The sequence below is a fragment of the Actinoallomurus sp. NPDC050550 genome (assembly GCF_040655075.1).
GTDB lineage: Bacteria > Actinomycetota > Actinomycetes > Streptosporangiales > Streptosporangiaceae > Actinoallomurus.
Window position 1 is genome coordinate 1 of sequence record NZ_JBFAJC010000085.1, and the last position, 24222, is coordinate 24222.

Here is a 24222-nt window from a genome sequence, read left to right on the forward strand (position 1 = left end):
AAGAAAAAAAATAAACAATTTTTTGTTTCGTTATTACTGCGGGTTCCTCTACGTACCTCGGGGGGGGGGCCCCCCGGGGGCCCCCCCCGCCTCACCGGCCGAGGAGGCCGCATGACGGAACTGCGCGCCGTGGGCATCGGAAAGCGATTCGCCGGGGTGCGCGCCCTGGACGACGTCACGCTGGACTTCCCCGGCGGCGCCGTCACCGCCCTCATGGGCGAGAACGGCGCGGGGAAGTCCACCCTCATCAAGATCATCAACGGCGACTACCTGCCGGACGGCGGGCAGGTCGTCCTCGACGGCGCGCCGCTCGCCCTGCACGCCCCCGCCGACGCCCGGCGCGCCGGCATCCGGGTGATCCCGCAGGAGCCCGAGATCGTGCCGCACGTCTCGGTGGCCGAGAACGTCTACCTCGGCGCGCTGCCCCGCAAGGCCGGCCGGGCGTTCGACCGGGCGGGGCTGCGCGCCCGCGTCCGGGAGGACCTCCGGCGGCTCGGCTTCGAGCGCGTCCTCGACCCCGACGCCCTCGGCTCGCACCTCACGCCCGCGCAGCGGCAGCTCGTGGAGATCCTCCGCGCCCTCACCACCGACGCGAAGGTCATCGCCTTCGACGAGCCGACCTCCTCCCTGTCCGAGAACGAGGTGGAGGCGCTGTTCGCGCTGATCCGGCGGCTGCGGGAGCAGGGCCTCGCGGTCGTCTACGTCTCCCACCGGATGCAGGAGATCTTCCGGATCGCCGACCGCATCGCCGTCCTGCGCGACGGCGGACTGGTCGGCGTCCGCGACGTCGACCGGACCGACGAGGCCGAGATCGTCCGGATGATGGTGGGCCGCGACCTGTCGGCCATGTTCGCCCGCGAGCACGCCGCCACCGAAGAGGTCGTCCTCGAGGTCGACGCCGTCACCACCGACGACGTACAGGACGTCAGCCTCACCGTACGGGCGGGCGAGGTCGTCGCCCTGGCCGGACTGGTCGGCGCCGGCCGGTCCGAGCTGGCCGGCGCGATCGTCGGCGATCTGCCGATCCGCTCCGGCCGGGTGCGCGTCGCCGGCCGGCCCGTACGCCTCCGCCAGCCCCGCGACGCCGTACGGGCCGGCATGGGGTACGCCCCGGAGGAGCGCAAGGCACAGGCCCTCCTCCTGGAGCGCTCGGTGCGTGACAACACCTCCCTCGCGGTGCTCGACCGGCTGCGTCGCTTCCGGTTCGTCCGGCGCGCCGAGGAGCGCCGCCTCACCCGGGAGTACGTCGACCGGCTGAACGTCCGGACCCCTGACATCGAGCACGAGGTGCGCAAGCTGTCCGGCGGCAACCAGCAGAAGGTCGTCCTGGCGCGCTGGCTCGCCCGCAGGCCGAAGGTGCTGATCCTCGACGAGCCCACGCGCGGCATCGACGTCGGCGCCAAGGCCGAGATCTACCACCTCATCGACGACCTCGCCCGGTCCGGCGTGGCCATCCTCGTCATCTCCTCCGAGCTCCCCGAGGTGCTCGGGCTCGCCGACCGCGTCGTCGTGATGCAGAACGGCCGCGTCACCGGCGAACTCGACCGCGCCCAGGCCACCGAGGAGGCCATCCTCGAACTCGCCATGGCCGAGGACCTGTCCACGACCGTGCAGGAAGGAAGCGCATGACCAGGACGACCACTTCCCGCGAGCCGGTGGACGCCGAGCCCAGGGACGGGGTGCCGCGCCGGATCCTCGCCGCGATCGGCCCCCAGAACATCAGCCTGGTCGCCGCCCTCATCGTCGTCGTCGCCATCTTCACGTTCCTGAACTCCGGCTACCTGACCTGGTCCAACGTCAAGGTCATCGGCGAGGCAGCCACCGTCGCCGGACTGCTGGCGGTCGTCCAGACCGTCGTCATCATCTGCGGCGCGATGGACATCTCCGTCGGCTCCCAGGCCGGCGTCGCCTCGGTGATCTCCGCGATGGCGTTCATGTCGACCGGGCACGACCCGTTCCTCGGCATCGCCGCCGCGATCGGCGTCGGGATCGTGGCCGGCCTCGTCAACGGCCTCGTCATCGTGTACGGCCGCGTCAACCCGGTGATCGCGACACTCGCCACCCTCGCCGCGTACAAGGGCATCGCCCAGCTGATCTCCGGCGGCCGCGCGCAGGGCTTCGTCCTCGGCGACGACCTGTTCATCTTCATCGCGCGCGGCCGGATCGCCGGGCTGCCGGTGCAGGTCTGCATCCTCCTGGTGGTCGCGCTGTTGATCCACCTGATGCTCAAGTACACCGACGTCGGACGGAACATCTACGCCATCGGCGGCAACGACACCGCCGCGCGCCTGGCCGGGATCAACATCAACAAGTACCTGATCGCGGTGTACGCGCTGGCCGGGATCATCGCCGCGCTCGCGGGCATCATCCTCACCGCCCGGACCGGCTCCGGGCAGCCCACCAGCGGCAGCGAGGGCCTGGAGCTGCAGTCGATCACGGCGGCGGCGCTCGGCGGCGCGGCGCTGAAGGGCGGCAAGGGCGGGGTCGCGGGCACACTGCTGGCCGTCCTGCTGCTCGGGGCCCTCAACAACGGCCTCAACGTCGTCGGTGTCAACACCTTCTGGCAGAACGTCGCCCAGGGCGCCCTGCTCGTGATCGCGGTCATCATCCAACAGCGCCGTACGGGCGAGCGGGCGGTCGGCCTGCCCACCTGACCCGCCTCCAGCCGCGGGCGGTCGGCCTGCCCACCTGACCCGCCTCCAGCCGCAGGCGGTCGGCCTCCCTGGCTGATCCGCCCCCGGCCGCGCTTATCCCGGGGGCATGGGGTACGCATGTGTCATCGCCGATCGCGGGAGGAAGACACATGCTCGGACTGCCCGACGGGGTCACGGCCCTGCTGTTCGACATGGACGGGGTGCTGACCCGCACCGCCACGGTGCACGCCGCGGCGTGGAAGGAGATGTTCGACGAGTTCCTCCGGGAGCGTGAGGGACCGTCGTACCGGCCGTTCGACCCGGTCAAGGAGTACGACGAGTACGTCGACGGCAAGCGCCGGGAGGACGGGACCCGGTCGTTCCTGGAGTCGCGCGGCATCACGCTGCCCGAAGGCTCGCCGGACGACCCGCCGGGCGCCCCGACGATCCAGGGACTCGGCAAGCGGAAGAACGAGCTCGTCCTGCGCAGGCTCGCCGAGGACGGCGTCGAGGTCTACCCCGGGTCGGTGCGCTACGTCCAGGCCGCCCGCGAGGCCGGCCTGCCGACCGCGGTCGTGTCGTCCAGCGCCAACACCGCGCAGGTCCTCGACGCCGCCGGCATCGCCGGCCTGTTCGACGCGCGCGTCGACGGGCTGACCGCCCAGGAACGCGGGCTGGCGGGCAAACCGGCACCCGACATGTTCCTCGCCGGGGCCGAGGCGCTCGGCGTGCCGCCGTCGCGGGCGGTGGTGTTCGAGGACGCGCTCGCCGGCGTGCAGGCCGGCCGCGCGGGCGGCTTCGGGTTCGTCGTAGGCGTCGACCGGATCGGCCAGGCCGCCGAGCTGACGGCGCACGGCGCGGACATCGTGGTCAAGGACCTGGAGGAGCTCCTAGGCGGCGACGGCGCGCCGGCCGCGCGGGGCGGACGGGAGGGCGCATGATCCGGCAGACCGCCTACACGGTCGAACCGTGGTGCGTCCGGGAGCAGACCCTCGACCTGGACATGCTGGCACAGAGCGAGTCGGTGTTCGCGCTGTCCAACGGGCACATCGGCCTGCGCGGGAACCTCGAAGAGGGCGAGCCGCACGGGCTGCCCGGCACCTACCTCAACTCCGTCTACGAGCTGCGGCCGCTGCCGTACGCCGAGGGCGGCTACGGCTACCCCGAGTCGGGCCAGACGGTCATCAACGTCACCAACGGCAAGCTGATCCGGCTGCTCGTCGAGGACGAGCCGTTCGACGTCCGCTACGGCGAACTGCGCTCCCACGAGCGGGTGGTCGACTTCCGGGCCGGCAGCCTCACGCGGAACGTCGAGTGGAGGTCCCCGGCCGGGGACTCGGTGCGGGTCCGCACCGTCCGGCTGGTCTCGCTGGTGCAGCGGGGCGTCGCGGCGATCCACTACGAGGTCGAGGCGGTCGACCGGCCGGTGCGCGTCGTCGTGCAGTCCGAACTGGTCGCCAACGAGTCCCTGCCCGACATGGGGAAGGACCCGCGGATGGCCGGGCGGCTGGAGTCCCCGCTCGTCGGCGAGGAGTCGGTCGCGGACAAGGACACCGCCGTCATGGTCCACCGCACCCGCCACAGCGACCTGCGCGTCGGCGCGGCGATGGGCCACGAGATCGACGGTCCCGAGCACACGGTGACCATGGACGGCTTCGAGGACGTCTGCCGCTACACGGTGGCCACCCGCCTGCAGCCGGGGGAGCGGCTGTGCCTCGTCAAGTACCTCGCCTACGGCTGGTCCAGCCGCCGCTCCCGGCCCGCCGTCCACGACCAGGTGATCGCCGCGCTGGCCGCCGCGAAGATGACCGGCTGGGACGGCCTCGTACGGGAACAGCGGGAGTTCCTCGACGACTTCTGGGCAGGCGCCGACGTCGAGCTGGACGGCGACGCCGAGGTCCAGCAGGCCGTGCGGTTCGGGCTGTTCCACACGCTGCAGGCCGGCGCCCGAGCCGAGCGCCGCTCGGTCCCGGCGAAGGGACTGACCGGCCCCGGCTACGACGGCCACACGTTCTGGGACACCGAGATGTTCGTGCTGCCGCCGCTGACCTACACCCGGCCGGAGGCCGCCGCGGACGCGTTGCGCTGGCGGCACTCGACGCTCGACCTGGCCAAGGAACGGGCAGAGCAGCTCGGGCTGCGCGGCTCCGCGTTCCCCTGGCGGACGATCGCCGGCCAGGAGTGCTCCGGATACTGGCCGGCCGGCACGGCGGCGTTCCACATCAACGCGGCCATCGCCGACGCTGTCATCCGCTACATCGACGCCACGGCGGACGAGGACTTCGCCCGCGACGTCGGGTTCGAACTCCTCGTGGAGACCGCGCGGCTGTGGCGCAGCCTCGGCCACCACGACACCAAGGGGAGGTTCCGCATCGACGGCGTCACCGGCCCGGACGAGTACAGCGCGATCGTGGACAACAACGTCTACACCAACCTCATGGCCCAGCGGAACCTCCTGGCCGCCGCGGACCTGGCCGAGCAGTACCCCGAGCAGGCGCGCCGCATGGGCGTCGCCGAGGAGGAGACGGCGGACTGGCGCGACGCCGCGGCCGCCGTCGTCATCCCCTGGGACAAGCGGCTCGAGGTGCACCCGCAGAACGAGGGCTTCACCCACCACGCGCGGTGGGACTTCGAGAACACCCCGTCCGACCACTATCCGCTGCTGCTCAACTATCCGTACTTCGACATCTACCGCAAGCAGGTCGTCAAGCAGGCGGACCTCGTACTGGCCCTGCACCTGCGCGGAGACGCGTTCACGGACGACCAGAAGCTCCGCAACTTCGTGTATTACGAGGGCCTGACGGTGCGCGACTCCTCACTGTCGGCCTGCACCCAGGCGGTCATGGCGGCCGAGACCGGCCATCTCGAACTCGCCCACGACTACCTCGGCGAGGCCGCCCTGATGGACCTGCGGGACCTGGAGCACAACACGCGCGACGGGCTGCACATCGCCTCCCTCGCGGGCGCCTGGAACGCCCTCGTCGCCGGGTTCGGCGGGATGCGCCAGTACACCGCGCGGCTGTGCTTCGCGCCCCGGCTGCCTCCGGGCATCTCACGGCTGGCGTTCCGGATGAGGTTCCGCGGCCGGCGCCTGTGCGTCACCATCACCCACGATGAGACGGTGTACGAGCTCCTGAGCGGCGACCCCCTGCAGATCGAGCACCACGGGCAGCCGGTGAATCTGGACGGCGGCGCCGTGCGGGTGGACGTACCCCCGACGCCGTCCCGGCCCGCCCCCGCCCAGCCACCCGGCCGGGAACCGGCCCGCCGCGACAAGACGACCCGCTAGGGGCCCGTCCCACCAGGTAGAGGAACTCCCGGATCTGTGTGACCATCATCACTGGGGCGGGAAGGGGAGCGCGTGGACGTGCGTCAAATGCGGTACGTCCTCGCCGTCGCCCAGACCGGGAGCGTGCGCCGGGCCGCCCAGTTGCTGAGCGTCGCGCAGCCGACCCTCTCCCAGCAGCTCGGCATCGTCGAGCGGGAGGTGGGCGCGCCGCTGTTCGAGCGGACGGCGCGCGGCATGCGTCTCACCCCCGTCGGTGAGGTCTTCGCCGCGCACGCGGAGGGTCTGCTCGGAGTCTTCGACGAGGCGCTCACGGCGGTGGCCGACGCGGTGGCGGGCGACGTCGGCGGACTGCGGCTGGCGGTCGCCGACGGGCTGTCCGACGTCGTACGGGCGATCCTCGCCGGCCTGCGCGGCCTCGCACCCGACGTCCGCGTGCGAATGGCCCGGATGCGCACGGCCGAGCAGGTCACGCAGATCGTCCAGGACGAGATACAGGCGGGGCTCGGCTACCGGCCGGCGCCGGCCGCCGAGGGGGTCTCCCGCCTGGTCGTCCACCGGGCCCCGATCCGGGTGCTGCTGCCACGCGGCCACGCGCTCGCCGGCCGGGACGCCCTCTCCCTCGCAGACCTGGCCGAAGAGCCGCTGATCCTGCCGAGGACGGCCGAGGCGGCGCACTTCGTCGACCAGTTCGTCGCGTGCGGCCTGCACCCGAGGTTCGGCCCGGCCGCGTTCGGCCACGACCTGGTCCCCGCGCTCGTCGCGGCGGGCGAGGGCTACACCCTGTGCGTCCGGCCGACCGCGCAGGTCCCCCCGGGCGTGGTGTTCCGGCCGATCCTCGAACCCATGCCGCCGATCGAGGTGGTGCTGCTGTGGCGCCGCGAGGCCGGAGGCGCCCTCCCGGCGCTCGTCGCCGCGGCGCGGCACATCGGCCTGTGACCGCTCCGGCGGGGCACGTCGGGCTGTGACCGCTGTGGCGCGGCATATCGGTTTGTGGCCGCTGTGGCGCGGCTCATTCGGATTTGTAGCCGCTGTGGCGCGGTATGTCGGCCTGGGACGCCGCTACAGGGTGGCGTCGGAGTTGGCGGGGATCGTCGCCTTGATCGGGCCGGTGAGCTCGTTCAGCACGTCGCCCGGCGGGGTGTACTTCCCCGGCACCGTCACCTCGACGTATGCGTGCCGGCCGACGGCGGTGAACGTCACCGGGCGGTCCGGTGGCTGTGGCAGCCAGGACACTCCGTTGATCACGGCGAGCTGGGCCGTGAGATTCTGCAGCCCGGTCGGCCGCGGAACACCACAGCGCACCGCGATCGCAGGGGACCCCCAGGCGGCGACGTAGGGCGAGCGCGGCGTGGTGTCCCGGCGTTTCAGACCGTGCAGGCGCTGCGGCAGCCTGTCGCGCAGCGCACGGCACAGGGACACGGCCGACGCCGGTGGATGGGGAACGGGCACCTCGACCTCGCCCGCCCCGCACCCTGCCGCGAACACCGACAGCGTCGCCACGAACGGAAGCGCCCGCCGGATCCGCCGCGCGGGCGGACCGCCCGCCGCCAGAGAAGGTCCGGTGGTGCAGACTGGCAGCAAGGAGGGCACTGGAGTCAGATGTGGACGATGGGGCAGGTCAGGGTCCGTGTGATCCCCTCGACGGACTGGATCTGCGCGACGACGAGCCTGCCGAGCTCATCGACGTTGTTGGCCGTGGCACGGACGATAACGTCGTACGGCCCGGTGACGTCCTCGGCGAGGGTGACCCCGGGGATGCCGGAGATCTCGCGGGCCACGTCGGCAGCCTTGCCGACCTCGGTCTGGATGAGGATGTAGGCCTGCACCATCACGTCCTCCCTGAAGCTGCCGTCAGCGGTAACCGTATCGTGTCTTGATCGGAGGTGGGTCATCACCATCGGGGAACTCGGCGAGTTCGGGTTGATCGCGCGAATCGCCGCACGTCTGGGCCACGGGCCCGAGGTCGAACTGGGGCCCGGGGACGACGCCGCGATCGTGCGCGCCCCGGGCGGACGCGTCGTCGCGACGACCGATCTGCTCCTCGAAGGGCGTCACTTCCGCCGCGACTGGTCACCGCCGTACGACATCGGGCGCAAGGCCGCCGCGCAGAACCTCGCGGACGTCGTGGCGATGGGCGCCCGGCCGACCGCGCTGCTGCTCGGGTTCGGCGCTCCGCCGGACACCCCGCTGGAGTGGGTCGACGCGCTGTGCGACGGACTGCGCGACGAGTGCGCGCAGGTCGGGGCGTCGATCGCCGGAGGCGACATCGTCCGCGGCGAGACGGTCCTGCTCGCGGTCACCGCGCTCGGCGCCCTGGACGGCCCGGCGCTCACCCGCTCCGGCGCGGGGCCCGGCGACGTCGTCGCGGTCGCGGGCCGCCTGGGACACGCCGCAGCGGGCGTGGAGCTGCTGTCCGAGGGCCGGCGGGAGCCGGCCGACCTGATCGACGCGCACCGACGTCCACGGCCGCCGTACGCCACGGCGCTGCGGGCCCGGGAGCTCGGGGCGACCGCGATGCTCGACGTGAGCGACGGCCTCGTCCAGGACCTCGGGCACGTCGCCGACGCCTCCGGGGTCCGGATCGAGATCGACGGCGCGGCCGTACCGGTCCCGCCCGTGCCGGACGGCCTGCGGCTGGCGCTCACTGGCGGTGAGGACCACGCCTTCGCGGCGACGTTCCCGCGAGGAGCGACGCTGCCTCCCGAGTGGCGGAGGATCGGCCGGGTGGTCGAGGGACCCGCCGAGGTGGTAGTCGATGGGGAGACATACGGCCCTGGCGGCTGGGACCATTTCCGTCTGTCGTAGCGGTGAGTTGTCGCTGATCGCATCGGCGGTCTGGTAGGCATGGGTCGTGTGCTTTTGGTATACATCCCGAGACCGGAGAGGGACGGGATGGGACGACACACCAAGCCGGAGGACGGCGCGCGGGTGGATCCGGGGGACGACCGCCCTGGCCGGAACTGGCGGATCGGCAAGATGCCGCTCCTGCCGACGGTCGCCGGTGTCATGGCGCTCGGTGCGATCGTCTCCGCCTTCAGCACGCAGCAGATCTCACTGAACTTCGCGGGCGGCACCCCCTCCGGGGGCGCGTCGCCGATCGTAACGGTCTCGGGACCGCCCGACCAGCCGCGCGGGCACACGACGGGCAACGACGCGCAGTCCGGGCGGGTCAGCCGTGGCGCCGATCGTTCCGGCGTCGTCGTCACCGTCCGTACGATCGCGGCGTCCGCGCGCGGGTTCCAGGGTGAGGCGACGATCGTCAACCACGGCACCACCACCGTCAAGGGCTGGACGCTGGTGCTCCGCTACGCCCAGGCGAGGATCAGCGCGGTGTCCGGCGGCAGGGCGGTCCGCACGGGGACGGTCCTCATCGTACGGAACCTCGCCACCCGGACCTCGATCGCTCCGGGCCGGACGGTCAGGGTGCGTTTCACCGTCACGGGGACCGCCACCACGCCGTCCGCCTGCACCTTCAACGGGAAGGCCTGCCGACCGTAGAGTTGGCGGCATGACCACACCGCCCCGGGTCCTGACGATCGCCGGCTCCGACTCCGGAGGCGGTGCCGGCATCCAGGCCGACCTGAAGACGATGCTCGCCCTCGGCGTGCACGGGATGAGCGTGATCGCGGCGGTCACCGCCCAGAACTCCCTCGGCGTCCAGGGCTACTGGGAGCTTCCCGCCGAGGCCGTACGAGCCCAGCTCGACTCGGTCCTGTCCGACATCGGCGCCCAGGCCGTCAAGACCGGCATGCTCGCCTCCTCGGTGCTCGTGGAGACCGTGGCCGAGGCGCTGTCCGATGTCGACGCCCCGGTCGTGGTGGACCCGGTGGGCGTGTCCAAGCACGGCGACCCGCTGCTGGCCCCGGAGGCCGTCGGCGCGATGCGCGGGGCGCTGCTCCCGGTCGCCACCGTCGTCACCCCGAACCTCTGGGAGGTCGAGCAGCTCACCGGCGTCAAGGTCGAGGACGAGAGCGGGATGCGCCGGGCGGCGGAGGCGGTCAAGGCGCTCGGCCCGCGCTGGGTGCTGATCAAGGGCGGCCACCTTCCCGGCGAGCCGGTCGACCTGCTCTTCGACGGCACGACGGAGCACCGCTTCCCCGGACGCCGGCTCGACAACATGCACACCCACGGCACGGGCTGCACGCTCGCGTCGGCCATCGCCTCCCACCTCGCGCGCGGGGAGGACGTCGTCGCCGCGGTCGGACGGGCCAAGGAGTACGTGACCGGGGCGATCGAGCACGGCTTCCCCCTGGGAGGCGGCATCGGCCCGGTGGATCACGCCTGGGAGTTCCACCGCGCCCAGCCGGTCGCGCGGCCCTGACACGTGCGGGGCCCCGCGCTTGTCGCGCGGGACCCCGATGCCGGGGAACGACGTTCTGGTGACGCCGTCCGGCGGGTTCGGTCAGATGACCTCTCGCTGGGTGCCGGTCAGCACCAGTCGCCGTCGTCCCAGCCCCAGTCGCCGCCGTCCCAGCCCCAGTCGTCGTCCCAGCCCCAGCCGTCGCTGACGAGGTGGGTGGCGACGTGCCCGGTGCTGACCTGCTGGGGTGCCCCAGTGACGGTCTGCGCACCGGCGGGCGCGGCCGCGCCCATGGCGAGGGCCGTGGCTCCGGCGAAGGCTGCTCCTGAGATGGCGAGGGCCATCCGCTTCGGAATTCTCATTGGACACCCCTTGTGGTTGCTGGACAGTGTGTTGCACGCGCCAGGCCATTAGCCGATATGCGGTGCTATCCACCTCCACGGGACCTCGCATCACGCTTCAGATCAACCCATAAGTTGCTAAAGAACGAAATTTCACCTCTACTTGGCGCGAGTGCAGTGTGCCCTTTGGCGGTCTGGTGAGGGGTTTCGGGGGGCTGGCGCTCAGGCGGTGGTTCGGCGCTGCACGGGCGGATTCGCCGAGGTCGTCGTGGGTGTCAAGGGCGCGAAGATCATAAACAAAGAATGTCGCGCGATGTGCCCCTTGGGGGGTCAAATAGTGCATCGCGACGGTTTCATTGGTTGATTCCGCATGGGCGGACATTGTCGAGTCGGCCGCGAGGCGGAAGGATATAAACGGCCAATTGCCCTCAGCGTCGTCGGGGAGGGTCCGGCGTCACCTACGACGCAAGGAGGTGTCCATCATGCGCACACCGAAGAAGCCGGCCATCGTCATCGCGGGCCTGTCGCTGGCCGGAGCCATCGCACTCGCCTGCGGAGGGGCCCGCACGCCCCCGATGACGGCGACACCGCACCACGTCGTCGCCGGTCACGCGGGCGACGGATGCGACAACTGGGGAGACTGCTGGGACACATGGGGCGGTGGCGGCGACTGGGGGTGGTGACCGCCCGGCCCAGGTGACGGGGACGATCCTCGGTGAGCGTCCGGCTCAGGTGACGGGATTCTCTGGGGGCGGGCGCCCGGCTCAGGTGAGCGGGACGACCCTCTGGGGGTGAGCGCCCCGCTCAAGTGACGGGGACGATCCTCGCGTCGAGCAGGCGGCCATCGTCGATGTCGAGCAGGCCGATCGTGCCGTGCGGCTGGCGCCGGCGGTCGGTCGGGGAGCCCGGATTGAAGATCCGCAGCCCCTCACCGGCCTCGTCGAGCGGGATGTGCGAGTGCCCGAAGACGACCAGGCGTGCCTCCGGGAACCGGCGGCGCATGCGGGCGAGCCGGCCCTTGGCCGGACCACTGTCGTGGATCATCCCCACCGGGAGGCCGGCCAGGTCGAACTCCCAGGTCTCCGGCGCTCCCCACGCCGCGACGTCCGCGCCGTCGTTGTTGCCGAGCACAGCGCGTACGGGCGCGTAGGCGGCGAGTTCGTCGAGGACAGAGGGGACGCAGACGTCCCCGGCGTGCAGGATCAGGTCGGCGTCCCGTAGGTGCGCGGCCACCGCGGGCGGGCAGCCCCGCCAGCGCCGGGGAGCGTGCGTGTCGGCGAGCGCCACGACTCTCATGCGGTGCATGATGCCCGGACCCGACGGCCACATACCGACCTGGTGGGACGCCCTAGCCGCCGAGGCGATGCCCGTCGGCCCGTTGCGGCCGGCAGGCAGCCGGCCGCCGCGCACGGCGCTGCGGTCGTGGTGGCCGACGGCGGCGCGTCCGGGTGATCCTTTCGGTCGCCGGCCGACCGCCGGGCACATGTGGCGCGCTCGTCACGGGCGGCATCGTCCGTTCCGTCACGGCGGCCCGGCCCGATATGGGCGGCGCGGGGAAGAGGCCGGTACGGCGAAGGATCGGCCGGTCCGTGTGCGGAGGAGGCCGGTATGGCAAAGAGATCGGCCGGCCCGTGTGTGGAACGGACCGGCCGATCAGTTGTGCCCGGTGAGAGCACAAGTCCGAGGGCGCCTCGCGGCGCTCGGGTGCGCGTCGTCAGCGTGCGGCAGGCCGCGTGACCTTGCCGGCCTTGATGCACGACGTGCAGACGTTGATCCGCTTGGTGGTGCGGCCGACGACCGCTCGCACCCGCTGGATGTTCGGGTTCCAGCGGCGCGGGGTGCGGCGGTGCGAGTGAGAGACGCGCATGCCGAACCCCGGCCCCTTGCCGCAGATTTCGCAGACAGAAGCCATGGGATGCGCTCCAAAGTGTTTGGAAGGGATGCCCGAAGTTCGGGCGCTCGTCAAAAGGGTCCCCGAGGGGACCCGCTGGTTAAGACTAGCCGACACCCGCCCGAGGAGGCGAATCGAGCCGGCCGGAGGCTCGGGATGCGCCCCGGCGGCGAGCCGTTGCCGATCCTTAGCGTGACCGATCCCGGCTGCTGGAGGGCTGGGCGGTCTCCGTGCGGGGCCGATCGCCGGGCCGATCGCCGGGGCGAGGGCCGCCCCGAGCCCGGCGCATGACCGTCGGCGAGGCGGTCGCCGGGCGCCGCCGCACCGGCCGCCCGGCGTCGGCCGCTGGGCGGTCGGGCCAGCCGCAGCGGCGGCGCGCCGCGGGCCGCCGGGAGCGATGGCGCCGGTGTGGTGGAGACCACCGAGCGAGTAAGTCTAATCTGACGGTCTGGGAGGTGGCGTGGGCGAGGTTCTCGACGCCGCGGCGGTACGGCGCTGGTGCCGGCTGGCGGCGGACGCGCTCGGCCGGACGCGCGCCGGGATCGACGCGCTCAACGTGTTCCCCGTGCCCGACGGCGACACCGGGACCAACCTTCACCTGACGCTGCTGGCAGCGGCCGAACGCCTCGACGGGCTGTCCGAGGACACGGACGCCGCGACCGTGTGGCGGACCCTCGCCCAAGGCGCGCTCTTCGGTGCCCGCGGCAACTCCGGCGTGATCCTCAGCCAGATGCTGCGCGGCATGGCCGACGTGCTCGGCGCCGGCGGCGGCCTGGACGCGGCGCTGCGGAACGCCGCCGACCTCGCGTACGGGGCCGTGGCCCACCCGGTCGAGGGCACCATGCTCAGCGTCCTGCGAGAGGCGGCGCAGGCGACTCCCCATGACGCCGACCCTCCCGTCGCCGCGTGGGCGGCGGCGGAACGGGCCTGGGACGCCCTGCGGCACACTCCGGAGCACCTGGACGTGCTCGCCCGCAACGGCGTGGTCGACGCCGGCGCGGCCGGCCTGTGCGTCGTCCTCGAGAGCCTGGCCGCCGTCGTCAGCGGGGAGTTCCCCGAGACGTACGAGGTGCCGCGCCGGAGCCAGGAACACCCGCCGGAGGCACCTTCCTCAGCGGGCCCGGACGGCGGGGCGTACGAGGTGATGTACCTCCTCGACGCCGGCGAGGGCGCGGTCACGGACCTGCGCGCGGAGCTCGACGCGCTCGGTGACTCCCTCGTCGTGGTCGGCGGCGACGGCCTGTGGAACGTCCACGTGCACACCGACGACGCCGGAGCCGCGATCGAGGCCGGGCTGCGCGCCGGCCGCCCGCATCGCCTCCGGGTGTCGTACCTGGACGCCGCGGACCACCGCCCCGCCCGCCGCACCGGCCGGGGCGTCATCGCGGTGACCGCCGCCGAGGGTCTCGCCGGGCTGCTGGAGGAGCACGGCGCCCGGGTCGTACGCCGGACCCCCGGTCACACCCCCGCCCTCGCCGAGCTGAGCGAGGCGATCGAGGCCGCCGGGGACGACGTGATCGTGCTGCCCGACGACGAGACCGTCCTCGCCGTGGCGGAGGCGGCCGCGCGACGGGCCCGGGAGGACGGCGTACGCGCGGCGGTCGTCCCGGCGAAGGCGTCCGTGCAGTGCCTGGCGGCCCTCGCCGTCCACGACCCGCTGCGCCGCTTCGAGGACGACGTGATCGCCATGACCCACGCGGCGGGCGCGACGCGGTCCGGGCGGCTGGAGACCTCCCAGGGGGAGGCGGTCACCAGCATCGGGATGTGCCGTCCCGGTGACGTCCTCGGCCTGGTCGACGGCGACGTCGCGGTCATCGGCGCGGATCCGCCCGCCGTCGCCGCGGCCGTCGTGGACCGGATGCTGTCGGCAGGGAGCGAGCTGGTGACGCTGATCGTCGGCGACGCCGCGCCGGAGGACCTCGCCGACCGGGTCCGCGATCGCCTGCACGCCCTACGGCCCGACGTCGAGGTCGTCGTCTACCACGGCGGGCAGGACCGCCATCCGCTCCTCATCGGAGTTGAGTAGCCCCCGGATCGGAGTGGAGTAGACCCGCCGGATCCAGGGCGGAGTGGACCCGCCGGATCAGGGCGGAGCAGGCCCCCGGATCAGGGCGGAGTAGACCCGCAGATCTAGGGCGGAGGAGGCCCCCGGATCAGGGCGGAATAGGCCCCCGGATCGGGGGGAGCGGACCCCGTCGGGTCGCGCGTCTGCCCGGTCGGTGCGACCGGTTCGGCGCGGCCTGTCCGGCCGAGCCGGTAGAACAGAGGGAGCCGGGCTGGTATTAGGAAGGTTCCGTGACGACACTCGACACGCCGCTGACGAAGGTGGTGGGTGCGAAGGCGGCCAAGAAGCTGGTCGCCCTCGACCTGCACACGGCCGGCGACCTGCTCCGCCACTACCCGCGCCGCTACGCCCAGCGGGGTGAGCTGACCGACCTGGTCGGCCTCGTCGAGGGTGAGTACGTCACGGTGATGGCCGAGGTCGAGAAGGTCCAGGGGCGGCGGATCACCAAGCGGCCCGGCTACATCCTCGAGGTCGTCGTGACCGACGGCCAGGGGCGCCTGACCCTCACCTTCTTCGGCAACGGCGCGCACATCCCCGAGCGGGAGCTGCCCCCAGGGACACGCGGGCTGTTCGCCGGGAAGGTCTCGTTTTACCGGGCCGGGCAAGGGGTCAAGCGGCAGCTGGTCCACCCGGAGTACAAGGCGGTGAGCGCGCGGGAGGGTGCCGACGCGGCGCGGGAGTTCGCCGAGGAGCTGATTCCCGTGTACCCGGCGACCAAGGGCCTGACCTCCTGGCAGATCGGCGACTGCGTCCGGATGGCCCTCGACACCGTGGACGTGGGGTCCGACGCCCTGCCGGAGCCGGTGCGCAGGAGGCACCGGCTGATCGGGCTCGCCGAGGCGTACCAGGGCATCCACCGGCCCGCGGACATGGCCGAGGCCGGCCGCGCCCGCAAACGGCTCAAGTGGGACGAGGCGTTCGTCCTGCAGACCGCCCTCGCCCGGCGGCGGCGCGACGCCTCGGCGCTCCCGGCGACGCCGAGGTCATCGCGGGAGGACGGCCTGCTCGCCGAGTTCGACGGGCGGCTGCCGTTCGCGCTCACCGAGGGCCAACTGTCCGTCGGGGAGGAGATCGCCGCGGACCTGGCCCGCGAGCACCCCATGCACCGCCTGCTGCAGGGTGACGTCGGCGCCGGCAAGACGATCGTCGGCCTGCGCGCGATGCTGCAGGTCGTCGACGCGGGCGGGCAGGCGGCGCTGCTCGCCCCCACCGAGGTCCTGGCCCAGCAGCACCACCGGTCGATCGTGAGCATGCTCGGGCCGCTCGCCGAGGCGGGCCGGCTCGGCGGGGCCGAGCACGGCACCCGCGTCGCGCTGCTGACCGGCTCGCAGGGGGCCAAGGCCCGGCGTGAGGGCCTGCTCGACGCGGCCTCGGGCACCGCTGGCATCGTCGTCGGCACGCACGCGCTCCTGCAGGAGCACGTCCAGTTCGCCGACCTGGGCCTCGTCGTGATCGACGAGCAGCACCGGTTCGGCGTCGAGCAGCGCGACGCGCTGCGGGAGAAGGCCACCGGCGGCCGCCCGCACGTCCTGGTCATGACCGCCACCCCGATCCCGCGCACCGTCGCCATGACCGTGTACGGCGACCTCGACACCTCGTCGCTCACCCAGCTGCCGGCCGGGCGGTCCCCGATCGCCACCCATGTCGTCCCCACCGCCAACCGGGCGTACTGGAACCGCGCCTGGGAGCGCATCCGCGAGGAGGTCGCCCAGGGCCGGCAGGCGTACGTCGTCTGTCCCCGCATCGGCGAGACGGAGGGCGACGAGGGTGATCTGTCCGCCGGGGAGACGGACGGGGAGGTGCGGCGCCCGCCCCTGGCCGTGCTCGACGTCGCTCCCAAGCTCTCCGAGGGTCCGCTGCACGACCTGCGGATCGGCGTTCTCCACGGCCGGCTGCACCCGGACGACAAGGACGCCCTGATGCGGCGGTTCGCCGCCGGCGAGGTCGACGTCCTCGTCGCCACCACCGTCATTGAGGTCGGCGTCGACGTGCCCAACTCCACGGTCATGGTCGTCCTGGACGCCGACCGGTTCGGGGTGTCCCAGCTGCACCAGCTGCGCGGACGGGTCGGCCGCGGCAAGCACCCGGGGCTGTGCCTGCTCGTCACCGACGCGGAGGAGGATTCCAAGGCGCGCGAACGCCTCGACGCGGTCGCATCCACGCTCGACGGCTTCGAGCTGTCGCGGCTCGACCTGGAGCAGCGCCGCGAGGGTGACGTCCTGGGGGAGAGCCAGTCCGGGCGGCGGTCCAGCCTCCGGCTGCTGACTCTCCTGAAGGACGAGGAGATCATCAAGGCGGCGCGTGCCGAGGCCGGCACGCTCGTCGAGGAGGATCCGGAGCTCGCCGACCACCCCGCGCTCGCGGCCGAGCTGGCGGCCCTGATCGACGAGGAACGCGCGGAGTACCTCGAGAAGACCTGACCCCGCCCGGTCGGCAGGGAGTCGTCGCCCCAGAGAAGATCTGACCCCGCCCGGGTCGGCGGGGAACCGTCGCCCCAGAGAAGACCTGACCCGCTTAAGGGCCGACGGGCTTCCTACCCCCGGGCCCCGGGTTCCGTTGCCCCGGAGAAGACCTGAGCCGCCTCCTCCAGGCCCGCGGTCGGCAGGATTCCCCACTGAATCGGTTGACAAAATAGGGAAGCCGGGTTCACGATCGAACGGTGTACCGGAGAGATCCGCTGATCGCGCGGCTCCACGTCGACCTGCGGCGTCAGGCCAGCGCTCTTTGTCGCGGCTGAGTCCCCGTTCCCGGGCCGCGCGTCGCGGCCCCGTCCCGCGCGGGGAGGACGAGTCCCCCCGACGCCCGTCAGACGACGACTCTCCGGAGGAACACATGACCGTCATCGACCTGCCGGTATTGCCGAGCGCGCCGCGCACCGACGAGGAGACCGGCAACCGGCTCGCCCGCGCGCTCGGAGACCGGGACACCCGCGTCCGCCGGGCCGCCGCCGGTGCCCTCATCGACGAGCGGGAGGTGCTCGTCGGCGAGGAGGGCGTCCGCGCGCTCGTCGAGGCCGCGGACGCCGCCGACGACTCCTACGTACGCGAGGTGGCCGCGGAACTGGTGCGCGCCATGCGGGCCGCCGCCTGGGACATCTACGCGCTGGCCCTGCGCCGCGACGATGCCGGCCGTGCCGAGACGATTCGCGGCCTGGTCGTCCTCAAGGCCACGGCCGAGCTCGGCGAGATCGCTCTGACCGATCCGTCCTGGAGGATCCGCGAACGCGCGGTGGCCGCCCTCGGCACGCTCGGACCCCGCGCGGCGGTCGGGCCGCTGACCAGCGTTCTCGACGACGACGTCGTGGCCGTCCGCCGCGCCGCCGTCCAGGCCCTGGCGCGGTGGGCCGCCGACCGGCACTACGCCCGGTCGGCCCTCACGACCGCTCTCGCCGACCCGGACCCGGGCGTCCGCGCCGAGGCCCGCTGGGCCCTCGCCGTGCCCCCGTCCCGCCCCTGACCGGGCGGGCGACGGGACTCCGGAGAAGCCGCCGGGCGGCACCGCCGGCCACCGCGGGGAGGCGGTCGATCGGCCGGCTCGGTCGGGCCCACGGACGATCGGGAGAGGCCGGCCGCCTGGAAACCCCCCGCTCATGTCGTTTCGCCGACCGCCGCGCCCACCGGGCGCCGGTCGATCGCCAGAGCCGTCGGCGCGGGGTCGTCTGTCGCCGAGCGTCGTCCTGGCGGCCCGAAGCCGTCCGGCGCCCGTTTCTTGCCCGAGTGTCGTGTGTGAGCCCGCGATGTCGATCACGGTCGCCCCGACGCGCCGGGGAAGACGTCGCCGCGATCTTCCTTCCATGGTTACGCTCCCGTAGTGGAGGAGAAGAGCGACTTTCCGGTCCCCATCGCCGCCGCGCCCGCCTATGTGATCGCCGCCCTGGCCACCGTCTCGGCCGTCGGCGCGCTGCTCATACTCGTCACGGTGGGGTACCTGCTGATCGCGATGCGGCGGCTGTCGGAGCAGGCGGCGGCCGGCGCCGTGTTCGTCATCTTCCCCCTCCTCGGGCTCGGGCTGCTCGGCTCCGCCATCGGCATGGCGTTCCTCGCTCGCGCGGAGTTCCGGCTGCTGCGGACCCCGCCCGTCTTCACGGCCGCGGGCGTGCGGCTGCGGGTGTTCGCGCGGCGCGGGTACGACGTGTTCGTCCCCTGGGAGCGCGTCTCGCGGCTGCGCGTCGCCGAGAAGGGCCCCCGGCCGTACCTCCTGGTCGACGTCGCCGACGCGGAGGAACTCGCGGGCGACGACGCGGGCCGGGCCGAGCGCCTGCGCCGGACCGCCGAACGGTTCGAGGGCGCCGCGTTCGTGTACGGGCTGCGCGGCGCCCTCATCGACGTCGAGGACCTAGGCGCGGTCGTCCACCGGCTCAGCGACGGAACCGTCGCCCTCGACTACTGAGACCGCCGGCGGCCGGCGCCGGGGGAGGAGCAGGATCGGCACGACCGCCGCCGCGGCGATCGCGGACGCCCACCAGAAGCCGCCGCCGAACGCGTGGGCCAGGCGGGACGGCAGGTCCGGTGACCGTACCCGGCTCACGGAGGCGAGGCTCCCGGTCGCGCCCGGGACCTGGTGGCGGATGGAGATCTGCAGAGCCACCGCCAGGGCGGCGACGCCGAAGGAACTGCCCACCCGTACGACGATGTTGCTCGCCGTCGTGGCCGCCGGCACCGCCGCCCTGCTCAGGCGAAGGTACGCGGCCGCCATCAGCGACGGCATCATCATGCCGTGGCCGATCCCCACCAGGAGCATGGCCGCGCCCAGGAGGAGCCTGCTCGTGTCGGCGCTCAACCGGGTGTACGCCGACAGCCCGGCCAGCACGACGACGAGCCCGGACACGGCCAGCACGCGGGAGCCGACGCGGTCCGTGAGCCGTCCTGCGACCGGCATGCTGAGCGCCGCGCCGATCCCCATGGGGGCCAGCAACAGCCCGGCGTGCAGTGGGCTGTCGGAGCGCACCGTCTGGAGGTACAGCGGCGCCATGAACGTCACCCCGAACAGCGCCCCGACGTAGACGAACAGCGCGACCCCCGAGGCCGTGAACCCCCGGTCCCGGAAGAGCCGCACGTCGACCAGCGCGCGGTCGCCCCGGGTCAACGCGCGGACGACGAAGACGGCGATGAGCACGACACCGGCGCCCGCCCAGCCGTACACCTGCGGGTCGGTGACGCCGTGGCCGTTCCCGGTCTGGGACAGGCCGTAGACGAGGGCGGCCAGGCCGGGAGAGAGCAGCACGAGGCCGAAAACGTCGAGCGGGGTGCCGGCCTGCCGGTCGGTGTCGCGAGGCAGCCAGGCGAACGCGGCCAGGAGCGCGAGCGCGCAGACGGGCACGTTCACGTAGAACATCCAGCGCCAGGACAGGTCGTCGACGATCAGCCCGCCGAGCACCGGGCCCAGGACCGGCCCGAGCATGGCCGGGACGGCGACGACGCTCATCACCCGGCCCATCCGCTCGGGGCCGGCCTTGCGGGCCAGCATCGTCTGCCCGACGGGCATGAGCATGCCCCCGCCGATCGCCTGCACGACGCGGAACGCGATGAGGCTGGTCACCGACCAGGCGGCGCCGCAGAGCACGGAACCGGCGATGAACAGGACGATCGAGGTGATCCACATCGTCCTGCCGCCGAACCGCTGAACGGCCCAGCCGGTGAGCGGGATGGTCATGGCGAGGGCGAGCGTGTAGCCCGTCATCACCCACTGGATGGTGGACAGGGAGGTGTGGAAGTCACGGCCGAGGGTGTTGATCGCCACGTTGACGATCGTCGCGTCGAGGATCGTCATCATCGCGCCGAGGACGACGACGGCGGCCAGCCGTCGAAGCTCCGGATCGAAGACCGCGTCCCCCGGCGGCCGGTCGGTCACGGAAGTCATGCCCTGACTCCTTCGTCGTACGCTGTAGCGGTATTTCGTACAGCGTATCGGCAAATCGTACGCTGTATCGATCAACAACGGACATAGCCGGATAACATTTTGGGCGTGGGTGCTTCAGAGCAGGTCAGCGACCGTGATCGGGCGAAAGCACGGTCGGTGACCCCCGTCTGGGCGCGAGAGTCCGGCAAGCGGCGATCGACGCTGTCGCGCGAGGCGATCGTCACGGCTGCGCTGCGGATCGCCGACGCCGAAGGGCTCGCCGCCGTCTCGATCCGGCGGATCGCGACCGAGCTCGGCGCCCGCACGATGAGCCTGTACTCCTACATCGACAGCAAGGCCGACCTGTTCGACCTCATGACCGAGGAGATCGCGGGCGAGGTGCTCATCGCCGAAGGGCTGCCGGCAGACTGGCGGCAGGCGATCACGGCGATCGCCTGCCGGTCGCGAGAGGTCGGCCTGCGCCACCCCTGGCAGATCGACCTGGTCAACCAGCGGTCCCACGCCATGATCGGCCCGAACGGCCTGCGTCATCTCGAGCAGTCGGTCGCGGCGCTCTCCGGTCTCCGGCTGGAGCCCCTCGACGCCTGGCGGGCCATCGCGGCGGTCGACGACTACGTCCTCGGCTTCGTCAGCCGCGAGATCCGGGAGCGGGAGATCGCCCGGCACGCCGAGGCCGGCGGCCTCGAAGGCGAAGAGCTCGTCCAGCCCTACCTTCAAGGCCTCGCCGACAGCGGCGAGTTCGTGGCCATCACCCCCCTGCTCAGAGACGGCCTCCGGTGCACCGGAGGCGACTTCGAACAGGGCCTGAACTGGATGCTCGACGGAATCGAGCGACAGTACGGCTAAGGAACGGCGCCGGCGCTGCGCGCCCGCAGACCGTCTCACAGGAGCGGGGCTCGGGCGTCCGGCGGGCGCAGAGGGCGCCTCGGCGGGGCGGGCTGTTGAGGTTGGATGCTCGTTCTGATGCCGGGGCTCCGGCATTCGGACGGGTCCAGACGCCGCCTCCGCATGGGGACCGGAGGGCGCCTTCGAATGGGAGGCGCCCTCCGGTCCCGGGCGTTCAGGCGCTGAGGCGTGCCTTCGGGCGGGCGCTGATGACGGCCGCCGCCCCGGTCGCCACGGCGATCACACCCAGGAACGCGAGCACTCCGAACGGTCCGCCGGTGTACGGCAGATGCGGCAGACGCGGCGCGCCGACCGTCGTCAGCTCTCCCTTGCCGGCCGGGGCGCCCAGGGGCGGCAACGGAGGCTGGGCCACCGGAGGCTGCGTGACCGGTGGTGCGGAGCCCGGCGGCTGAGTGCCAGGCGGCTGTGAACCCGGCGGCTGACCGCCCGGCGGGCTCGGCTGGCCAGGCGGGGTCGGCTGACCTGGCGGGGTCGGCTGGCCCGGTGCCGGCGGCGAGCCCGGAGCCGGGCGGGGGGCCGAGCACCCTGCGCAGAGCCCGAGGGAGGCTCCGACCTGGGCGCGGCCCAGAGACACCTTCACGCCGGCGGACAGGGAGGCGCGGCGCCCCGACAGGTTCACGCCGACCGGAAGGCTCACGCCGACCGGAAGGTTCACGTGAAGGCCGGAGCCGGTGGAGCGCCGTGCGGTGCTGTACGAGGTGCCGGACGTCGCCTTCCGCACGGTGCGAGTGGTCCGGTCCGTCGTCTTCGCGACGCCGGACAGGGTCTTGGTCACGGGAGTGGTCAGGTCGCCGCCGAGACCGAGCCCGCCGGTCTCGGCGTGGGCGACACCGCTGAGGGCGGTGCCGCCGAGGATCGTCAGGCCGGCCGTCGTCGCCAGCCTCGTGCGTATTCGCATGGGGGGATCTCTCCAGGTCGAAGGAGCGGGGGGCCGAGACCGGGAGGCAGGGCGGCGCACGGGCCGGCGGTGACGTGGACACGCCTTCGCAGACCGACGGCACCTTCTGGCCCCCTCCCGGTCGCGTGCGCCGGAAGAACTCGGACGCACCGTACGAACCGCGACTAGTCTGTCACGAGCGGTAGTCCGTGGGAATGATCGCCCGGTCGCTCCTTCTGTACGGGCCGGGGCGCGGAGCGGTGCGCGCGATGGCTGGGCAGACTGGGGGAGTGACCCGACTCATCGCAGGAACGGCCGGGGGCCGGCGCATCTCGGTTCCCTCCGGCCGTGACACCCGGCCGACCAGCGACCGCGCCCGCGAAGGGCTGTTCGCCTCGATCCACTCGCTGCTCGGCGACCTGACCGGCCTGCGGGCGGCCGACCTGTTCGCGGGGTCCGGGGCGGTGGGGCTGGAGGCGCTGTCGCGCGGGGCGGCGCACGTGCTGCTGGTCGAGTCGGCGCCGCGCGCCGCCAAGGTGATCAAGGCCAACATCGACGCCCTCGGGCTGCCCGGCGCCGAGCTGGTGACCGACCGCGTCGAGCGGGTGGTGCGGCGCCCGGCGCCCGAGCCGTACGACCTGATCTTCGCGGACCCGCCGTACGCCGTGAGCGGCGAGGTCGTCACCCGGATGCTCGAGGACCTGCGTGATCACGGCTGGCTGGCGCCGGACGCGCTGGTCGCGATCGAGCGGGCCACACGGGACGGACCGGTGCGCTGGCCGGCGGGGTATGAGGAGGGCAGGGCCCGTCGCTACGGCGAAGGGACGCTTTGGTACGGTCACGCCGCAGGTCACTGACGGCTTCCTCAGCGAAGGGTGCTCACCTCGTGCGCCGTGTTGTCTGTCCGGGCTCCTACGACCCCGTCACCAACGGACACCTCGACATCATCAGCCGGGCGTCGCGGCTGTACGACGAGGTCGTCGTCGCCGTCCTCATCAACATTTCCAAGAAGAGCCTCTTCACCGTCGACGAACGCGTCGAGATGATCGCCGAGGTGACGAAGCAGTACGGCAACGTCGTCGTCGAGAAGTTCCACGGACTCACGGTCGACTTCTGCCGCGAGCGCGACATCCCGGTGATCGTCCGCGGTCTGCGCGCGGTCAGCGACTTCGACTACGAGCTGCAGATCGCGCAGATGAACCACCAGCTGGCCGGGGTGGAGACGATGTTCATGGCCACGAACCCGCTGTACTCCTTCCTGTCCTCCAGCCTGGTCAAGGAGGTCGCGCAGTACGGCGGAGACGTCTCCGGTCTGGTGCCCGAGCCGGTCGAGCGGCGGCTCATCCGGCGCTTCGAACAGTCTTAGAGCGGTTCTGAGCGGGCCGTCCGTCAGGTGACGGCGGGTGGCCGAGTTGGGGGAACGCCCGCGCGTTGGTAACCTTGCCAATCGACCTTGTACGACGGCGGTGATGCGCCATGCCTCACGGAAGCAGGAAGAACCTGACCCGCATCGATCCCCGGGCTCCATTCGTGATCGACACGACCACGCTGGGCCGCAGACCGGGATCGATGCGCGAGGAATCCAGGACCGTGGCGGCTCCGGCGGATCTCGGCGTCGAGATGGTCGGTGTCCCCGAGGGCGCCGACATCGAGCTGGACCTTCGGCTCGAGGCGGTCATGGAGGGCGTGCTCGTCTCGGGCACGGCGCGGGCACCTCTCACCGGAGAGTGCGCGCGCTGCCTGGACTCGGTCACCTCGTCCATCGAGGTGGACTTCCAGGAGCTCTTCGTCTACTCCGACACTCGCTCCGGCGAGAGTGCGGAGGACGACGAGTTCCGTCTCGAGGGAGATCTCATCGATCTCGAGCCGGTGGTCCGGGACGCGATGGTGCTCGCACTGCCGCTGTCCCCGCTGTGCCAGGACGACTGTCCCGGCCTGTGCTCGGAGTGCGGGGTGCGGCTGGCCGACGCCGAGCCGGACCACCACCACGAGGCCGTCGACCCCCGGTGGGCGGCATTGCAGGGCATGTTGGATCAACGACAAGAAGACCAGGAGGGCTGA

25 protein-coding genes are annotated in these 24222 nt (G+C 72.5%); 18 read left to right on the top strand and 7 right to left on the bottom strand.

Annotated features, from left to right (window positions below):
* The first annotated feature begins 111 nt into the window (after window positions 1-111).
* The 5 genes from AB0I04_RS51625 (at window position 112) to AB0I04_RS51645 (ending at window position 6858) form a co-directional block, all read left to right on the top strand.
* The gene (locus AB0I04_RS51625) at window positions 112-1629 is read left to right on the top strand and encodes a sugar ABC transporter ATP-binding protein (protein ID WP_360903138.1); all 1518 of its coding nucleotides are present in this window, start codon (window positions 112-114) and stop codon (window positions 1627-1629) included.
* On the top strand, window positions 1626-2654 hold the full coding sequence (locus tag AB0I04_RS51630) for an ABC transporter permease (protein WP_360903141.1): 1029 nt from the start codon (window positions 1626-1628) through the stop codon (window positions 2652-2654). Before AB0I04_RS51625 ends, AB0I04_RS51630 begins: the two co-directional genes overlap by 4 nt.
* A 149-nt stretch (window positions 2655-2803) precedes the next feature.
* Complete coding sequence (locus AB0I04_RS51635; protein WP_360903144.1) at window positions 2804-3574, top strand: beta-phosphoglucomutase family hydrolase; 771 nt, start codon at window positions 2804-2806, stop codon at window positions 3572-3574.
* Complete coding sequence (locus AB0I04_RS51640) at window positions 3571-5922, top strand: glycosyl hydrolase family 65 protein (RefSeq protein ID WP_360903147.1); 2352 nt, start codon at window positions 3571-3573, stop codon at window positions 5920-5922. The genes AB0I04_RS51635 and AB0I04_RS51640 overlap by 4 nt, the downstream gene beginning before the upstream one ends.
* 72 nt (window positions 5923-5994) lie before the next feature.
* Window positions 5995-6858 (top strand): LysR family transcriptional regulator, encoded by an 864-nt coding sequence (locus AB0I04_RS51645; protein ID WP_360903150.1) that lies wholly within the window; start codon window positions 5995-5997, stop codon window positions 6856-6858.
* Between the two features lie 123 nt (window positions 6859-6981).
* Here the strand turns inward: AB0I04_RS51645 and AB0I04_RS51650 are convergent, their stop codons facing one another.
* On the bottom strand, window positions 6982-7503 hold the full coding sequence (locus AB0I04_RS51650) for a DUF3515 domain-containing protein (protein WP_360903153.1): 522 nt from the start codon (window positions 7501-7503) through the stop codon (window positions 6982-6984).
* Between the two features lie 14 nt (window positions 7504-7517).
* Complete coding sequence (locus AB0I04_RS51655) at window positions 7518-7751, bottom strand: Lrp/AsnC ligand binding domain-containing protein (protein WP_360903156.1); 234 nt, start codon at window positions 7749-7751, stop codon at window positions 7518-7520.
* A gap of 67 nt (window positions 7752-7818) precedes the next feature.
* Between AB0I04_RS51655 and AB0I04_RS51660 the strand changes: the two genes are divergently transcribed.
* From AB0I04_RS51660 to thiD, 3 genes are all read left to right on the top strand, one after another.
* The gene (locus tag AB0I04_RS51660; RefSeq protein WP_360903231.1) at window positions 7819-8727 is read left to right on the top strand and encodes a thiamine-phosphate kinase; all 909 of its coding nucleotides are present in this window, start codon (window positions 7819-7821) and stop codon (window positions 8725-8727) included.
* An 87-nt stretch (window positions 8728-8814) separates the two neighbouring features.
* On the top strand, window positions 8815-9420 hold the full coding sequence (locus AB0I04_RS51665) for a cellulose binding domain-containing protein (RefSeq protein ID WP_360903159.1): 606 nt from the start codon (window positions 8815-8817) through the stop codon (window positions 9418-9420).
* Between the two features lie 10 nt (window positions 9421-9430).
* On the top strand, window positions 9431-10243 hold the full coding sequence (gene thiD, locus AB0I04_RS51670) for a bifunctional hydroxymethylpyrimidine kinase/phosphomethylpyrimidine kinase (protein WP_360903162.1): 813 nt from the start codon (window positions 9431-9433) through the stop codon (window positions 10241-10243).
* Window positions 10244-10350: 107 nt separating this feature from the next.
* Here thiD and AB0I04_RS51675 read toward each other — a convergent pair whose 3' ends face one another.
* Window positions 10351-10584: a hypothetical protein gene (locus AB0I04_RS51675; RefSeq protein ID WP_360903165.1), complete on the bottom strand. Its 234-nt coding sequence runs from the start codon at window positions 10582-10584 to the stop codon at window positions 10351-10353.
* 461 nt (window positions 10585-11045) lie between these two features.
* Here AB0I04_RS51675 and AB0I04_RS51680 point away from each other — a divergent pair, with 461 nt between their 5' ends.
* Entirely contained in the window at window positions 11046-11246 is a 201-nt protein-coding gene (locus tag AB0I04_RS51680) for a hypothetical protein (protein WP_360903168.1), read from the top strand.
* 121 nt (window positions 11247-11367) lie between these two features.
* Here AB0I04_RS51680 and AB0I04_RS51685 read toward each other — a convergent pair whose 3' ends face one another.
* Together AB0I04_RS51685 and rpmB are read right to left on the bottom strand one after the other, a co-directional pair.
* Complete coding sequence (locus tag AB0I04_RS51685; protein WP_360903171.1) at window positions 11368-11859, bottom strand: metallophosphoesterase family protein; 492 nt, start codon at window positions 11857-11859, stop codon at window positions 11368-11370.
* A 418-nt stretch (window positions 11860-12277) separates the two neighbouring features.
* Entirely contained in the window at window positions 12278-12475 is a 198-nt protein-coding gene (rpmB, locus tag AB0I04_RS51690) for a 50S ribosomal protein L28 (RefSeq protein ID WP_252847644.1), read from the bottom strand.
* A gap of 439 nt (window positions 12476-12914) precedes the next feature.
* Here rpmB and AB0I04_RS51695 point away from each other — a divergent pair, with 439 nt between their 5' ends.
* From AB0I04_RS51695 to AB0I04_RS51715, 5 genes are all read left to right on the top strand, one after another.
* The gene (locus tag AB0I04_RS51695; protein ID WP_360903175.1) at window positions 12915-14480 is read left to right on the top strand and encodes a DAK2 domain-containing protein; all 1566 of its coding nucleotides are present in this window, start codon (window positions 12915-12917) and stop codon (window positions 14478-14480) included.
* A gap of 269 nt (window positions 14481-14749) precedes the next feature.
* Window positions 14750-16939, top strand: a complete 2190-nt coding sequence (recG, locus tag AB0I04_RS51700; RefSeq protein ID WP_360903178.1) for an ATP-dependent DNA helicase RecG — start codon at window positions 14750-14752, stop codon at window positions 16937-16939.
* Window positions 16940-17178: 239 nt separating this feature from the next.
* Window positions 17179-17256, top strand: coding sequence for a putative leader peptide (locus AB0I04_RS51705; RefSeq protein ID WP_360903234.1), 78 nt, complete (start codon window positions 17179-17181; stop codon window positions 17254-17256).
* A 95-nt stretch (window positions 17257-17351) separates the two neighbouring features.
* Window positions 17352-17975 (top strand): HEAT repeat domain-containing protein, encoded by a 624-nt coding sequence (locus AB0I04_RS51710; protein ID WP_360903181.1) that lies wholly within the window; start codon window positions 17352-17354, stop codon window positions 17973-17975.
* Between the two features lie 354 nt (window positions 17976-18329).
* The gene (locus AB0I04_RS51715) at window positions 18330-18908 is read left to right on the top strand and encodes a hypothetical protein (protein ID WP_360903184.1); all 579 of its coding nucleotides are present in this window, start codon (window positions 18330-18332) and stop codon (window positions 18906-18908) included.
* On the opposite strand, the gene AB0I04_RS51720 is transcribed toward AB0I04_RS51715, so the two are convergent.
* Entirely contained in the window at window positions 18855-20378 is a 1524-nt protein-coding gene (locus AB0I04_RS51720; RefSeq protein WP_360903187.1) for an MDR family MFS transporter, read from the bottom strand. The genes AB0I04_RS51715 and AB0I04_RS51720 overlap by 54 nt on opposite strands.
* A 105-nt stretch (window positions 20379-20483) precedes the next feature.
* On the opposite strand from AB0I04_RS51720, the gene AB0I04_RS51725 reads away from it, so the two are divergent.
* Complete coding sequence (locus AB0I04_RS51725; protein ID WP_360903190.1) at window positions 20484-21224, top strand: TetR/AcrR family transcriptional regulator C-terminal domain-containing protein; 741 nt, start codon at window positions 20484-20486, stop codon at window positions 21222-21224.
* A gap of 214 nt (window positions 21225-21438) precedes the next feature.
* Here AB0I04_RS51725 and AB0I04_RS51730 read toward each other — a convergent pair whose 3' ends face one another.
* Window positions 21439-22182 (bottom strand): hypothetical protein, encoded by a 744-nt coding sequence (locus AB0I04_RS51730; RefSeq protein ID WP_360903193.1) that lies wholly within the window; start codon window positions 22180-22182, stop codon window positions 21439-21441.
* Between the two features lie 269 nt (window positions 22183-22451).
* Here AB0I04_RS51730 and rsmD point away from each other — a divergent pair, with 269 nt between their 5' ends.
* The 3 genes from rsmD (at window position 22452) to AB0I04_RS51745 (ending at window position 24222) form a co-directional block, all read left to right on the top strand.
* Window positions 22452-23018 carry a 16S rRNA (guanine(966)-N(2))-methyltransferase RsmD gene (gene rsmD / locus AB0I04_RS51735; RefSeq protein ID WP_360903196.1) on the top strand — a complete coding sequence of 189 codons (567 nt, stop codon included), beginning with the start codon at window positions 22452-22454 and terminating at the stop codon, window positions 23016-23018.
* A gap of 29 nt (window positions 23019-23047) precedes the next feature.
* On the top strand, window positions 23048-23527 hold the full coding sequence (gene coaD / locus AB0I04_RS51740) for a pantetheine-phosphate adenylyltransferase (RefSeq protein WP_360903199.1): 480 nt from the start codon (window positions 23048-23050) through the stop codon (window positions 23525-23527).
* Between the two features lie 110 nt (window positions 23528-23637).
* Window positions 23638-24222: a DUF177 domain-containing protein gene (locus tag AB0I04_RS51745; protein WP_360903202.1), complete on the top strand. Its 585-nt coding sequence runs from the start codon at window positions 23638-23640 to the stop codon at window positions 24220-24222.